Below are 15,058 nucleotides of genomic sequence, written 5' to 3'. Positions count from 1 at the left end.
CAACGCACGCTATATTCGTGTCGTTGTTAAAAACAGGAAAACGGCCCCTGTCCAGGAGCCGTTTTCAAAGTGAACGACAGAGACGATTAACGTGTAATAGAGTACACAGTCCCGTCTTTTGCCTGGATCAGCAGTTTGCCGTCAGCGGCAACCGGTTCAGTCTGGAAACCGGAGCTATCAACTTTTTGCTGGGCAACGAAACGACCATCTTCGACGTTGATCCAGTGCAGATAACCTTCACTGTCACCTACCACCAGGTTGCCATTATACAGCACCGGAGAAGTCAACAGGCGATGCAGCAGATCGCTTTGTGTCCACAGCGTAACGCCGCCATCAATGGTCAACGCCATCACCCGGTCATTTTGATCGACCAGATAGATGCGGTTGCCGTCGACGATGAAATCATTCACCGAACCCAGTTCGCGCTTCCACATAATCTGACCGCTGCGCAGATCAAGCGCCGTCAGGTTACCATTATAGGCCAGCGCGAAAACAACGCCGTTAACAATGACGGGAGTCGTGTCAACATCGCTCAGGCGGTCAATTTCGGTAGAACCGGTCGCCTGGGAAATACGCTGCTGCCAAATCATCTGGCCCTGTTCCATTAGCACTGCGCTGACGCGACCATTATCGCCACCCACGACGGCCGCACCAAAAGCCGTTGCTGGCGCAGACTCGCCACGCAAAGAGAGTGAAGGCATATCGAGGTTAACTGTCCATTTGACAGCGCCGTCAGCTTCGTTCAGGGCTTGCAACTGACCGTTACTGGTGTGGATTAACACCAGACCGTCGCTGACCACCGGGCGAGAAAGCGCTTCACCCGCGACTTTAGTCTGCCATGCCACAGTACCATCACTGGTATTCAGCGCGTAAACCTGCGCCTTTTCGCTACCAATGTAGACATGTCCGCCAGACACGGTCACGCCGCCAGAAAGTAATGCAGGCTCTTTAGAGAACCAGCCATCTTTCTCGGCCAGACTGACAGACCAGATTTCTTTGCCATCATCCGCATTCAGCGCTTTTACTAAACCAGCGCGGTCTGCTGCATAGACAACGTTGTCCGCCAGTGCCGGATGAAGATTGGAATAGAAGTTGCCAATGCCGCTACCCACGGAAGTGCTCCACGCCGTGGTCGGCGTAAACTGGTTTTCAACGGTCGGCAATGGGGACATCTTTACCACATCTTCTTCGCTGTTAAACAGCGAACAGCCGCTTAAAAGGGTAACGGAAAGCAGTCCTGGCAGCAGTAATTTACGCAATTGCATCGGGTCCCTCTCAGATGGACAAATTATTAATTTTCATCTGCATCATTTCGCTCAGTGCCGGGGTAACATCGCTTTTCACGCCTGCTTCCCATGCACTACGCGCACCTTGCTTATCACCTTTGCTCAGCAATGCTTCGCCACGCAGGTCGGCAACAATGGCAGCCCACCCTTCACCTTTGATGGTATCGAGGGTTTTCAGCGCGGCATCAGCCTGCTTGAGCTGTACCTGAACGCGGGCAAGACGCAGATTTATCACGGCTTTGAGATTTTCATCGCTCGTGTCCGCCAATCCCTGTTGTAACTGGGTGGCAGCTTTCTCTAGTTCATTTTTGTCAACAAATTGCTGCGCAAGTTCCAAAGAAGCCAGCGCACCATAGGTATTTTTATTTTCAGCAGCAAATTTTTCCGCCGCCGGGATGCTATCCGGTTTGCCTTCGCTCACTGCGGTAACCGCATTTTGATAGGCAAGAGAAGCGGAGCGTGTAGAATCAACCTGATGGCTGTTCCAGTAGCGCCAGCCAATCAATGCGCCAACGCCCAAAATCACCCCAACAGCCAGTGCTTTGCCATTTTCAGCAAAAAAGCGTTTAACCGCTTCAACCTGGTCGTTTTCGTTCTCGTAAATTTCCACGCTGTCCTTCTCCTTCCTTAACCCAGTAACGTGCGCAAATGCGCGGCTACGCTATCCTGCGCAACTGCCGTTTGCTCACCAGAGCGCAAATCCTTCACTACTGCTGTGCCGTTAGCCACTTCAGACTCACCCAGCACCACAGCAACGCGGGCGCCCCATTTATCAGCACGGGCAAACTGCTTCTTAAAGTTGCCGCCGCCGTGGTTGGTCATCAGTTTCACGCCCGGTAATTCATCACGCAGACGCTCTGCTAATGCCATAGCCGCAGATTGTGTGTCAGCACCTGAAGCCACCAGATATATATCGACAACAGGATCGGCTTTAAATTCCGGATTAACGGCCTGAACTAACAATACAAGACGTTCGAGGCCCATCGCGAAACCGACTGCCGGTGTTGCACGACCACCCAGTTGTTCCACCAGACCGTCATAACGACCGCCTGCGCACACGGTGCCCTGGGAACCGAGGCTGTTAGTCACCCACTCAAAAACAGTACGGTTATAGTAATCCAGACCACGCACCAGACGCTGGTTTACGGTGTAAGCGATACCCGCGCTCTCCAGCAGTTTGCACAGACCAGCAAAGTGCTCACGAGAATCCTCGTCAAGATAGTCACCTAATGCTGGGGCGTCGTTGAGAAGGGCCTGCACTTCCGGATTTTTGGAATCCAGCACGCGCAGCGGGTTAGTGTACATGCGGCGTTTGCAGTCTTCGTCCAGTTTTTCTTTATGCTGCTCAAGGAATGCCACCAGCGCATCGCGATAATTGGCGCGTGCTTCCAGCGAACCGATAGAGTTCAGCTCAAGAGTTACGTGTTCAGAGATACCCAGTTCACGCCACCAACGAGCAGTAAGCATAATGAGTTCGGCGTCGATATCCGGGCCTTGCAGACCGAAAACTTCGCAGCCCAACTGGTGGAACTGACGATAACGCCCTTTCTGCGGACGCTCGTGACGGAACATCGGCCCGATATACCATAGACGCTGTTCCTGATTGTACAGAAGACCATGCTCGATGCCGGCGCGTACACAGCCCGCCGTCCCTTCAGGGCGCAGAGTCAGGCTGTCGCCATTGCGATCCTCAAAGGTGTACATCTCTTTTTCAACCACGTCGGTGACTTCACCAATCGCACGTTTGAATAGCGGGGTCTGCTCTACAATCGGCAAGCGGATTTCACTGTAACCGTAGCTGCCGAGCACGTTTTTCAGTGTGCCTTCAATGCGCTGCCAGATGGCCGTTTCGCCAGGCAGGTAATCGTTCATGCCGCGAATGGCTTGAATGTTTTTTGCCACGTTTATTCTCTTTCTGAATATAAAAATGAACCCTCAACGCGCCCCTCAATATTTCGGGAGCCATGCGGGTTCAATCATACACGGGAAGCGAGGCGCTTCCCATCACGTTATTATTTTTCAACCTGCTGAACGTCAATTCGACGCGCTTCATCCAGTTGGCTGGCTTTCGCACGAATGCGCGCTTCCAGCTGGTCGATCATATCGTTGTTGTCCAGACGGTCTTTGCGCACGCCATCTTCATAGAGGCCGCTTTTCTTGTTGCCGCCGGTAACGCCGAGTGTAGAAACCAGCGCCTCACCTGGTCCATTCACCACGCAGCCGATAATCGAAACGTCCATCGGGGTGATGATATCTTCCAGGCGTTGCTCCAGGGCGTTAACCGTACCGATAACGTCAAACTCCTGACGCGAACAGGTCGGGCAGGCGATGAAATTGATCCCGCGCGAACGGATACGCAGCGATTTCAAAATATCGAAACCGACTTTGATCTCTTCGACCGGATCGGCCGCCAGCGATACGCGCAGCGTGTCGCCGATGCCTTCAGACAGCAGCAGGCCTAAACCAATGGCAGATTTTACTGCCCCACTACGTGCGCCACCCGCTTCGGTGATCCCAAGATGCAGCGGTTGATCGATCTGTTTTGCCAGCAGACGATAAGACTCTACAGCGAGGAAGACATCAGACGCTTTGACGCTGACTTTGAACTGATCGAAGTTCAGACGATCAAGATGATCAACATGGCGCATGGCAGATTCCAGCAATGCCTGCGGGGTAGGTTCGCCATACTTTTCTTGCAGATCTTTTTCCAGCGATCCAGCGTTAACGCCAATACGGATCGGAATGTTTTTATCGCGCGCGCAGTCAACCACCATGCGAATACGCTCTTCATTACCGATATTGCCAGGGTTAATACGCAAACAATCGACGCCGTATTCCGCTACTTTCAGCGCAATGCGATAGTCGAAGTGGATGTCAGCCACCAGCGGCACGTTAACCTGTTGTTTGATGAGCTTGAACGCTTCTGCCGCGTCCATCGTCGGTACGGAGACACGGACGATATCAGCGCCAACACGTTCCAGCGCCTTAATTTGATTGACCGTAGCTTCGACGTCTGTCGTACGCGTATTGGTCATGGACTGTACGGCGATGGGGGCACCATCGCCAATCGGCACATTCCCAACGTAAATACGTTTTGATTTTCTACGTTGAATTGGAGCCTGGTTATGCATGAAAAATCTCCCGCGTTACCCGTCTGTTACTGCGCCGGTGATTGTTCGGCATTTAGGGTCAGACGCGCAACCTGGTTAGTTCTGATAAAACGACTCAGATCGACAGGTTTCCCTTGATACTGGATCTGTACTGCGGCTGGCGCACCAATTTTCAGTTTGTACGGAGCCTGGCCGGTTAAGTTCAAATTACCGTCTTTACGCTGCATACCGCTAAACAGTTTTTTACCGGTAGCGTCAGTGACTTCCAGCCAGCAATCGGCAGTAAAGTTCATCACCAACGCATTCGGGTCAGCCGCCGGCGTGGTCACGCCAGCCTGATCGGTTGGCAACGGCGCAGCACCATCTGGCGTTGTTGTTGCCGTTGGTGCCGGGGTCGCAGCGGTATCAACATTTGCCTGCGAAGGTGAAACAACTGCATTTTGTTGCGAATCAACAGCTGGTGCTGGCGAAGTTATGGCAGGTGTTTGCGTGTTAGTTGCGGTAGTATCCACAGACGCTGGCGGCGTGGACGTCGTAGTCGGGTCTGTGGTTGTCGACGTATCTAACGGAACACTCTGCCCCTGTTCGTTATTACTGCTCAGTTCCGCAGAAGATTGATCGGCCATAGTAGTGATCTCTTCCTGCTGAGCTTTGTGGTCTTGCCACCACCAGGCACCGCTCAGGCCAATAACCACAAACAACACCAGCCAGGTGAAGGTCATCAGCCAGCCGTCACGTTTTTTGCGGCGTTTACCGAGGGAAAAACTCTGCATCGGCGCAACTTTTGCAGCTCGTAGTGGAGCCTGTTTTTCCAGCCCCGGTAGCAGTTCTTCTTCTGGAATATGTACCAGACGCGCATAAGAGCGGATATATCCGCGCAGGAATGTTGAAGCAAGATCGGCAGGTGCCTTATCTTCTTCAATGTCGCGTACCGTGGAAACCTTCAGGCAAAGTCGCTCAGCAACGGCCTGCTGACTAAGTCCTAGTTGTTCGCGAGCATTACGCAGGCGAGCGCCGGTAGTAAGTGCTTCATTTTGGTCGTGCGTGGCTTCAGTATTCATTCGCTGCAGGTACGTTTAAATGAGAATTGAGATGCCGGTGAACCATCATGCTCACCCACACCGCGAAACATCCGTTAAGTTAACCGTTATCATACAGTATAAGACCGTCTGTGTGCTCGTGACAAAGCCCACATTCACTAAGGCTAACTTACTGTTGCATCGTTACATACTGCCTTAAAGTCAGCAAAAACGCACCGTTAATATTGACCAGACAATTGCAACTTAATACTTCATTCATAAAAGATTACGCCACGGTACATAAAGTAACCGTGGCGTAATGGCTATCAGACCGCTTTAATGTCGATGGCCTCACCCTGCATTCGTTTACGCAGGGTACGTTTCGTACGGTCGATAACATCGCCCGCCAACTGACCACAGGCAGCATCGATATCATCACCACGAGTTTTACGCACAATAGTGGTGAAACCGTAGCTCATCAGCACTTTTGAGAAACGGTCGATACGACTGTTTGAGCTGCGTCCATACGGCGCGCCAGGGAACGGGTTCCACGGGATCAGGTTGATCTTACACGGCGTATCTTTCAGCAGCTCCGCCAGTTGGTGCGCGTGTTCAGTGCCGTCGTTAACGTGATCAAGCATCACGTATTCAATAGTGACTCGGCCCTGATTGGCGTTAGATTTCTCCAGATAGCGGCGCACCGCAGCAAGAAACGTTTCGATATTGTACTTTTTGTTGATCGGCACAATTTCGTCACGAATTTCGTCGTTCGGCGCATGCAGGGAAATTGCCAGCGCTACGTCGATCATATCGCCCAGTTTATCCAGCGCCGGAACAACGCCTGATGTAGAGAGCGTAACGCGACGTTTAGACAGACCAAAACCGAAATCATCGAGCATGATTTCCATCGCCGGAACGACGTTGTTCAGGTTGAGCAGCGGCTCGCCCATACCCATCATCACTACGTTAGTGATTGGGCGCTGACCGGTGACTTTTGCTGCGCCAACGATTTTCGCTGCACGCCACACCTGGCCGATAATTTCCGACACCCGCAGATTGCGGTTAAAGCCCTGCTGGGCGGTGGAACAGAATTTACACTCCAGCGCACACCCCACCTGCGAGGAAACGCAAAGCGTGGCACGGTCGTCTTCCGGGATATACACCGTTTCGACGCGCTGATCGCCAACGGCAATCGCCCATTTAATGGTGCCGTCAGATGAACGCTGTTCTTCAACCACTTCCGGTGCGCGGATTTCCGCCACCTCTTTTAGTTTGCCGCGCAACACTTTGTTGATGTCGGTCATCTCATCAAAGTTGTCGCAGCAATAGTGATACATCCACTTCATCACCTGATCGGCGCGGAAGGGTTTTTCACCTAAATCTTTAAAAAACTCCCGCATCTGCTGACGGTTGAGATCCAGCAGGTTGATTTTTCCATCTTTCGTGGTGACGTTTTCAGGTGTGACTAATTGTTCAGACATATGCTATTCCGGCCTCGTTATTACACGTTATGGCCCCTGGAGGGTTGAAAAAAGAAACGCCCCGGTGAGCGGTTGCTCGTCCGGGGGCGCTGCATTGTACAAATTCTGGCGCACGGATGCCACGTTTGCACGCGGCATTTACGAAATTATTAACGGGTGCGCGGGCACACTTCGCCTTCGCCGAAGAAATAAGCGATTTCGCGAGCGGCAGATTCGACGGAATCAGAACCGTGGGTACCATTTTCGGTCAGGCTGTCAGCGTAATCAGCACGCAGAGTACCGGCCAGTGCGTTTGCCGGATTGGTCGCGCCCAGCAGATCGCGGTGACGCTGAACGGCGTTTTCACCCTCCAGCACGGAAACCACGATCGGGCCAGAGGTCATGAATTCAACCAGACCATCAAAGAACGGTTTTCCATCGTGTTCAGCATAAAAGCCACGAGCCTGTTCAACGGTCAGGTGCAGCATTTTGGTGCCGACAATTTTGAACCCTGCAGCTTCAAAGCGCGCAAAGATATTGCCAATGACGTTTTTTGCTACCGCGTTCGGTTTGATGATGGAAAAAGTACGTTCAATAGCCATTTTTACCTCTGTAAATTATTCTGTTGTTGTCTGTACCAGCGTACGAGATGGCGCGGATTATAATGAGCAACAGGGCCGTTGACTATTGATGAAGGTAACATTTTTTTAAAATAAAACGAGTTTAAGCAACAAATATGAGCAAAACAGACTACTGCATGACAAATCTCACTGTCGCCACCTGCCCCATTTCGTCCATTACCAGCAATTGATAATCGCCTTTCTCTGTCAAATGCAGAGTCACGTTACGCCCGCGTTCAGCTAACGGTTCACCATTAAGAAACCACCAGCGTTCGCCTGTTCCTCCGCTTAATTGTACTGGTAATGACGCATCAGTAGCTCCTGGCAGACGTTTGATAATTACGCCATCACGCACACCAATCAACTGTAAAGGTACCTGAGCATCACGACCATACGGCGGGCAATTTGTTGATGCCCCAGGTAAGCGCGCTACTCGTCGTTCAGCAGCAGGTAGCCAGGGTTCAAGTGGTAATGGCCAGACATTAATCATTTCTTGTCGAGCCTGAGGACAATCAGCAGCAACACGTTTACCGTTTTCATCCAGCCAGATGGGGAAACGAATGCCATTAATGCCTTCCTGCTCGGGCAGTAACAGAGTTGGCGGCTGGCTCCCGTCCAGCAGCCAGGTGGCAAGACGACGGCGGCAATTGCTATCGCCTTCTGGCAATGATTGCCCACCCGGCCAGCAGATAACGCCACGGCTTACAGAATCAGGACGCGGGTCTTCCGGCAGATTCGCACTGCGCGACAGTAAGATATTATTGACCTGATTCAACAGCGGTACGGCGCTGGCAAAGCCAAACTGACCGACAACGGGCGTACCGTCCGGTCTGCCAGTCCAGATCCCAATTACGTAACGAGCGTTAACGCCAATAGCCCATGCATCGCGATAGCCATAACTGGTTCCTGTTTTCCACGCCAGTGGTACGACGCGTGGCAAAGCGCCATCCGGAAGCGGCTGCGCTTCATCTGCCATAATTCGGCGGATAATCCACGCGGCCCCCGGCGACATTAACGGTCGCTCAAGTAATGGGTCCCCCGGCTGTAAGCGCAACTTACCCGCCTTACCGTGGCGAGCAAATGCGGTATACGCTGCAGCCATATCCTCCAGTTTTGCACCTGCGCCGCCGAGAATGAGCGAAAGATTCGGTGCAGCACCGTTGGGCAAATATAACGGCAATCCAACATTGCGTAACTTTGCCGCAAACCGTTTCGGTCCATAGGCTTCCAGCACCTGCACAGCAGGTAAATTCAGCGAGCGCACCAGCGCTTCACTCATGCTGATCGGGCCATGAAAACCGCTGTCAAAGTTGCCTGGTCGATAATCACCAGTGCGCCGGGGAACGTCTTGCAACAGCGATGCAGGGTGGATCAAGCCTTCATCCAGCGCCAGACCATAAACAAACGGTTTGAGTACCGATCCCGGCGATCGGATCGCATTGACCATATCGACATGCCCAAAGCGGGAATCATCATTAAGATCAACCGATCCTACCCAGCCGCGCACACTCATATCAGTATGATCAACAACGATCATTGCCAACGAACTGCGCGGTGGCAACCGTCCTTTCCAGTTTTGCGCCAGTTCTTCCAGACGACGCTGTAAACCAGCATCCAGCGTAGTAACGATTTTGTCGCTTTTGCTTTTACCGAGCATCATGCGCGAAAACAGCGGTGCCAGTTGCGGCATTTGTCTGGGTGCCAACCAGATGGGCTCTTCACTAGATTCTTTTACCTGCTCACGGGACCACACACCTTGCGCAGCCATCCGATTGAGCACTTTATTACGTGCGGCCTCGGCACGTTCCGGCCAGCGATCCGGACGCAGTCGGCTGGGCGCTTGTGGTAACACCGCCAGCATTGCCGCCTCGGAATGGCTTAAATTCGCAGGCGATTTTCCGAGATATGCCCAACTTGCCGCACCGATCCCCTGCAACGTACCACCAAACGGAGCGCGATTAAGATACAAGGTCAGAATGTCACGTTTAGACAAGTGCCATTCCAGTTGAAACGCGCGCCAGAGCTGGCGAATTTTGCCGCCAAAAGTTTTGGGGTGAGGATCAAGCAGACGAGCAACCTGCATGGTGAGTGTGCTGCCGCCGGAAATAACCCGTCCCGAAGTGAGATCTTGCCATGCTGCGCGCGCCACCGAGAATGGATTCACCCCCGGATGCTTCCAGAACCAGCGATCTTCATAATTGATCAGTGCTTCAAGGTAACGCGGAGAGACATCTTCGATGGTTACCGGATAGCGCCAGATGCCCTCAGCATCGGCGAAACGCCAGAGTGGCGTACCATCCTGCGCCACGACTACGCGTGCGGGATTGACTTCATGCAATGGCAGGGGCCAGAGTTTATCTGCTCCCCACGCGGCAAAAAAAAGGAGAAAAGGCGCAGCTGCCAGCGCTATCCAGCAGCCGCGTTTGGTTAACAGGCGAGGCATTTACGGTCTGACAATCAACAGATCTTCAGCCGCGCCAGTCGCCCGCCAGTGGGGAACATACATCGATTCCACCATTGGTTGCGGAACATTGTATGTTCCCGGCGTTACCGCCCGCGCCAGATACACCAGCGTGACTGGTTGATATTCATCAACGGCAACCGCCGCCACAAAGCGATCGTCACGGAACTCAATGTGCTTAATGTTCGCTTGTTGCATTTGACTGAGTAGGTTTTGCACTTCGCTACCACTTTGCTCCAGGCTGGCGCTGCCGTTAGCCAGGTTCTGGTTTTCCAGTTCCAGGCCCGCAGGCAGTAAATCAACGACCAAAGCATCCGGCACGCTGTTACTGGCTTTGACCTGCAACCAGACCAGTACCAGATCGCCGCTACGTAACGAATCCAGCGATTTGCTCTTACCGTCAGTGCCAAGAATATGGCGCTCGATTTGCAGCACATTACTCGCCGGTAAAGGGGCGGATTGCGGATAACCGCTGGCATCCACACGCAGCCATAACGGCTGATCGCCACTGTTGGTCACCTGTAAGGTGGCAAGTTGATCGCTATTCAGATTGCTGGTTTGCGCTTTCTCACCTGTCAGCAGCTCAGCAGAGAAAGACGTTTGCGCCTGCCATTTGCCCGGTAAATCCTGAATCGTACGGGCAGCCAGGAACAGCGCGTTACTTTCCTGAGTTGATAACCAGCGTTCACCGAACGCCTGCTGCGAAAGTGTGTTCAGCAGAGGGTACTGCTCATCGGGTAGCAATTTGTTCTCTTCCAGCAAGGAGAGCATCAATGCGTTGTCGCGCAGTGGACTATCGTAATCACCCAGCCATATCCGCTCATCACTATTGCGCGGCGTTTTCAGCGCCAACACAATCGCTTCTTCACCACGCGTTGCATCGCCCATGGTTTTCAGCGCAACGCCAAGTTGCAGCAGCGGTAATCCAGACGCAGCATCGGCACGATGCTCCCAGATTTCACGCAGCGCACCCAGCGGTGCCTTTTGCTGACGGGCCAGCACCAGCGCAGCGTAAGACTGTACGGCGAATTTACTGGCTTTGAGATTATCCGCATACGGAATCGACATCATGCCCGGATCTTGTAAATAGCGCAGTAGACGCTCATTCCCCCGGTTAATGGCTTCTGTCGGCACGCTGTAACCCTGCTCACCTGCGCGGACCAGGAAATCCATCACGTAAGCCGTCAGCCAGTACTCTTCATCACCGTTTTTATCCCACAGCGCAAAGCCACCGTTATCACGTTGCATTTGCAGTAAACGAGAAATGCCGATATCGACTGCCGCACGGCGCTTCTCATCACTGTCGCCTTTGATTCCCAACGCCTGCAGTTGGGCTGCGTTGGTGTAAAGTGACGGGAACAGGCCGCTGGCGGTTTGCTCCAGACAACCGTACGGATACGCTTTTAACTCTTTGATATAACGTGCAATATTCAACGGTGCTTTGCCGCTCAACAACAATTGCCCTTCCAGCGTAACAGGCGAGAAGTTTTGCAATCCATCAGCTGGAATCGCCCATGTCTCACCAGGCTGCAACGCCGTACCGTAATTGACGGTTTGTGCCGGAAATGCCGGACGGACACCCATTTTCCACTGCTTATGCTGATCGGCAACGGTTTCGCCCGGTAACGCTAACCCGCTAATAGTGGCCTGAATTTCACCATCACCATAACCCGGCAATGCTCGCACCGGGATAAACAGCGTGGTTCGCACGCCCGGCGCTAATTCAACGGCTGCGGGTGAATCGCTAACCAGTTCAAGCAAGCCACTGGCGGTCAGAGCAACGTTCAGTTTTTGCGGTTTATCGGTAAGATTAGTGATATCCAGCGTCAGACGTGAGGTGTCACCGCTGGCCATAAAGCGCGGCATATTCAGTTCTGCTATCACCGGTGCGGCAACAACCACTTTGCTTTCGTTGCTACCGAAATCATCTGCCGTCCATGCTTGTGCCATGACGCGCAATTCACCGTTAAAATCACCAATCGGCAATGTAACCGTGCCTTCGCCCTGTTCGTTGAGTGTTACCGGTAGCGCCTGTTGCGCAACAATATTGACGTGATTTACTGGCGGTTTACCACCGCGTTTCAGTTCATCACCATCGCCACCAAAACGCAGAGCTGCCAGACGCCCCTGACCTTCAATAACCTGACCGTAAATATCGTAAATATCTGCGCCATAGCGTTTCTGACCAAAGAATGCCTGCCACGGATCTGGCGTGACATAATCAGTAATATTCAGCACACCGCTATCAACCGCAGACACCAGCACATTCACCTGTTTTGGCATCTCACCATTTTTATTGCTGGCTTTAATTTTCACGGTTAATGGCTGATTGGGGCGTATTTTCGCTGGAGTTTCCAGCGCCAGATCGAGACGACGGTTTTCATCGCCAAGCGGCAAATGCAACACGCCAACTGCGCGTTTTGGCGTCGCGGAGCGGGATTTATCGCCAGGACGTACCACCAGCGTACTTAAATAAAGATCATGACGATTCCAGGTTTTATCGACCGGAATCGTCAGATCCAGCCCTTGTGCCGGAACATCAATCTCCTGCCACCACAGCGGCCCTTCACTGGACTCGACCATCGCATAGCCTTTACCCGCCGTTGGCGCGGCAATGTGCAACTTAATGGTATCACCAGGGCGATAACTGGCTTTATCCAGTTTCAGCGTGACACGGTCTGGTCGCACAGCACCGCTACCGTCGCTATTGTCCTGCCAGCTATAGCCAGCCCAGAAACGCACACTACTGACCGCTTCATTCGGCGCTTTGACTTCCAGACGATAAGCGCCCCACTCTACCGGGAAACTGACTTTACCGGTTTCATCAGCCTGAAGATCCAGTGTTTGTTCATTTTCGATCAGATCTTTTTGATCAAACTGTGACTGCCAGCCTTCATCTTCTGACCAGTTCCAGTAGTAATCGCGGCGTTCGCGAATCAGGCGCACTTGTAAGCCAGACACAGCTTTTTTGACGCCCTGTGCATCGCTATAAACGATGTCAAAAGCGGCGTTACTGCCTTCATCAACAATGGGCTGTTTTACCGTACTGTCAGTGCGATAATCGTAAACCGATTTCGAGGCGAATTGCGGACGGATCCCCGGCAATGCATCGGCAGGCCAGATAGCCTGCTCAGCACGGCGCGTCACCGGGCGACCGCCAGACTCCAGCAAACTGCCCTGGAAAATAACCTGTAATGGGGAATGCGTTTCCTTCCACTGGCTTTCTGTAGAAACTTCGCCGCGCCCTTTATCATCCAGCGTCAACTGAACTTCATCCAGCGTGCGCGAAAGGTTTTCAGCAGCTATATCGCCGAATTCGAAACCAGGTAAGGCTGACACAGCTTCACGCAGTGGGCGCAGGAAAAGTTGCCCTTGTAAAGTATTACCATTAGCAGGCGCCCCGTACAGGTAGTAACCCACCACGGAGAATTTCACTTCATCTTTCGGCGTTAACGGGGTTTTCTCACCGGTCAGATTCAGCGCCATGCGCTCTGGCATAAAATCTTCGACGTGGAAATCCCACATCCGATACTGGTTATCGCCCGTGTTGGCTCGGATATGCCACATGCCGGTGGCCGCATTACTATCGAGTGGCCAGGTAAAGTGATAGAGGCCATTCTCCGGCTGACTAACGACGCTCCTGAGTACCTGCCCGTCGGGTTTAATTACGTCCAGCTTGATGGGTTGATCGGGCAACGCTTTACCGTCTGCATCACGCAATAAACCATTAAGGATGACTGTTTCACCCGGGCGATAAAGATCGCGCGGGCCAAACATGAAAAACTGTTTGTTATAGCCTGGCGCGCCAGCAATGTTAAATTCTGCTAAGTCCAGCGCCGGAAGTTTTAAATCGAGTAGCGTTGTCTGACCGTCTTTACGCGCCAACAGTAATGCCGCGTTTTTATCATTTTCCAGCTGCACATGCCCCTGAGCATCACTGGTTGCCTGAGTCAGAGTCTGCCCTTTCTCATTTAATAATGAGACTTCAACTCCTTGCTGGGCCGCGCCGTTTTCCAGGCTTTGGGTAAAGATATCCAGACGATTGTGATAACGGTGGGCCGATACGCCGATATCACTTAATGTAAACAGCGTCGCGGGATTACTGTAATCGTAACGTCCAGCCTGATTCATCACAGCCAGATACACACCCGCCTGCTGAAGCGGTTTGATATCACCCAGCGGCAGCAATAATTTTTCACGGGTGTTACGCGCAGGATTGAGATCAAAACGTCCGGTATAAACCAGATCCGCCATTTGCAGCAGTTTGTCTGACTGCCAGTTCGCCAGCGAATTTCGGTATTCCCATTGGCTAATAAATGCTGGCAGAGATTCTGGCTTAACACGGAAGAAGTTAACATCGACATTGTTAACATTGAGCGCCATTACCGGCAGCCCTTCAATGACTTTTCCAGGCAGCAGCGAACCACGGCTGGCAAAACCGACGCTGGGCTGGATATCGCGGGTAGTTATAGTTTTTTCGTAATCTTTACTGAAGGTTGCGTTGTTGAGTGCCTTGACCTCCTTGCCAATAGTAACGATCAAATCACGTTTCGGCTCGAGGTGGCGTAAACGCAGCTCTTTAAGATTATCTGACAGCTCCCAGGCCCCATCCACTTTGCCGCTTTTTTTATCAACGACGTGAATAACGCGCGAGAAATCCTGATCCGGGTCGAGAGGGATAGAGAAGGTCAGTACCAGCGTGGCTGCGCCATCGAGTTGGACTTCAGAGAGATCCAGCAATGTCAGCGCCTTACCGGCACTCTGTTGTGCCAGTTTTTGTCGCTCCGGTGCAGAGAGTTTTGCTGAACTCGCGTTTTCTGAAGATGCCGCTTTAGTAACTTCAGAAGGTGCATCTTTTTTCACCGCTGTTGGCGCGTTATCGTTGTTGTCGCACCCTGCCAGCGCCAGCATTAGCATGCAGGCGGCTACGCGTAACTTTTTCATTTTTCATCCCTGCCACAATGGCCCGTTAGCAACGTCTAATAATTATTATGCGTGAGAATTTACGTTATGTAATTCAGTATCGCGCCCATGGAATCCGAATTTTAGTGAGAATTGTGGCTCAGACAGCCAAATCAGCCTCTTTTGCTTGTCGCTTTTCA

General features: G+C 52.4%; 9 protein-coding genes. All 9 read right to left on the bottom strand.

The window, feature by feature from the left end; genetic code table 11:
* Positions 1-86: 86 nt before the first annotated feature.
* Positions 87-1,265: an outer membrane protein assembly factor BamB gene (gene bamB, locus AABJ99_RS06715; protein WP_001177040.1), complete on the bottom strand. Its 1,179-nt coding sequence runs from the start codon at positions 1,263-1,265 to the stop codon at positions 87-89.
* 10 nt (positions 1,266-1,275) lie between these two features.
* Positions 1,276-1,896, bottom strand: coding sequence for an ancillary SecYEG translocon subunit YfgM (gene yfgM, locus AABJ99_RS06710; RefSeq protein WP_000409211.1), 621 nt, complete (start codon positions 1,894-1,896; stop codon positions 1,276-1,278).
* A 17-nt stretch (positions 1,897-1,913) separates the two neighbouring features.
* The gene (gene hisS / locus AABJ99_RS06705; RefSeq protein ID WP_039020960.1) at positions 1,914-3,188 is read right to left on the bottom strand and encodes a histidine--tRNA ligase; all 1,275 of its coding nucleotides are present in this window, start codon (positions 3,186-3,188) and stop codon (positions 1,914-1,916) included.
* 110 nt (positions 3,189-3,298) lie between these two features.
* Entirely contained in the window at positions 3,299-4,417 is a 1,119-nt protein-coding gene (ispG, locus tag AABJ99_RS06700; protein ID WP_039020961.1) for a flavodoxin-dependent (E)-4-hydroxy-3-methylbut-2-enyl-diphosphate synthase, read from the bottom strand.
* Between the two features lie 26 nt (positions 4,418-4,443).
* Entirely contained in the window at positions 4,444-5,457 is a 1,014-nt protein-coding gene (gene rodZ / locus AABJ99_RS06695) for a cytoskeleton protein RodZ (protein WP_032184883.1), read from the bottom strand.
* Between the two features lie 284 nt (positions 5,458-5,741).
* Positions 5,742-6,896, bottom strand: coding sequence for a bifunctional tRNA (adenosine(37)-C2)-methyltransferase TrmG/ribosomal RNA large subunit methyltransferase RlmN (gene rlmN / locus AABJ99_RS06690; protein ID WP_000003317.1), 1,155 nt, complete (start codon positions 6,894-6,896; stop codon positions 5,742-5,744).
* A gap of 149 nt (positions 6,897-7,045) precedes the next feature.
* Complete coding sequence (ndk, locus tag AABJ99_RS06685) at positions 7,046-7,477, bottom strand: nucleoside-diphosphate kinase (protein WP_000963837.1); 432 nt, start codon at positions 7,475-7,477, stop codon at positions 7,046-7,048.
* 148 nt (positions 7,478-7,625) lie between these two features.
* Positions 7,626-9,938: a peptidoglycan glycosyltransferase PbpC gene (gene pbpC, locus AABJ99_RS06680; RefSeq protein ID WP_039020962.1), complete on the bottom strand. Its 2,313-nt coding sequence runs from the start codon at positions 9,936-9,938 to the stop codon at positions 7,626-7,628.
* Entirely contained in the window at positions 9,939-14,900 is a 4,962-nt protein-coding gene (gene yfhM / locus AABJ99_RS06675; protein WP_338387520.1) for an alpha2-macroglobulin, read from the bottom strand.
* Between the last annotated feature and the right edge of the window lie 158 nt (positions 14,901-15,058).

This window comes from Escherichia coli, assembly GCF_036503815.1.
Lineage (GTDB): Bacteria > Pseudomonadota > Gammaproteobacteria > Enterobacterales > Enterobacteriaceae > Escherichia > Escherichia coli_F.
The sequence above is the reverse complement of the archived record's forward strand: the minus strand, read 5'-3'. Positions and strand labels throughout refer to the sequence as shown.

Coding starts and splice junctions, on each gene's coding strand:
- rodZ (WP_032184883.1), bottom strand. CDS start 5,457: ATGAATACTGAAGCCACGCACGACCAAAATGAAGCACTTACTACCGGC.
- rlmN (WP_000003317.1), bottom strand. CDS start 6,896: ATGTCTGAACAATTAGTCACACCTGAAAACGTCACCACGAAAGATGGA.
- bamB (WP_001177040.1), bottom strand. CDS start 1,265: ATGCAATTGCGTAAATTACTGCTGCCAGGACTGCTTTCCGTTACCCTT.
- ndk (WP_000963837.1), bottom strand. CDS start 7,477: ATGGCTATTGAACGTACTTTTTCCATCATCAAACCGAACGCGGTAGCA.
- pbpC (WP_039020962.1), bottom strand. CDS start 9,938: ATGCCTCGCCTGTTAACCAAACGCGGCTGCTGGATAGCGCTGGCAGCT.
- ispG (WP_039020961.1), bottom strand. CDS start 4,417: ATGCATAACCAGGCTCCAATTCAACGTAGAAAATCAAAACGTATTTAC.
- yfhM (WP_338387520.1), bottom strand. CDS start 14,900: ATGAAAAAGTTACGCGTAGCCGCCTGCATGCTAATGCTGGCGCTGGCA.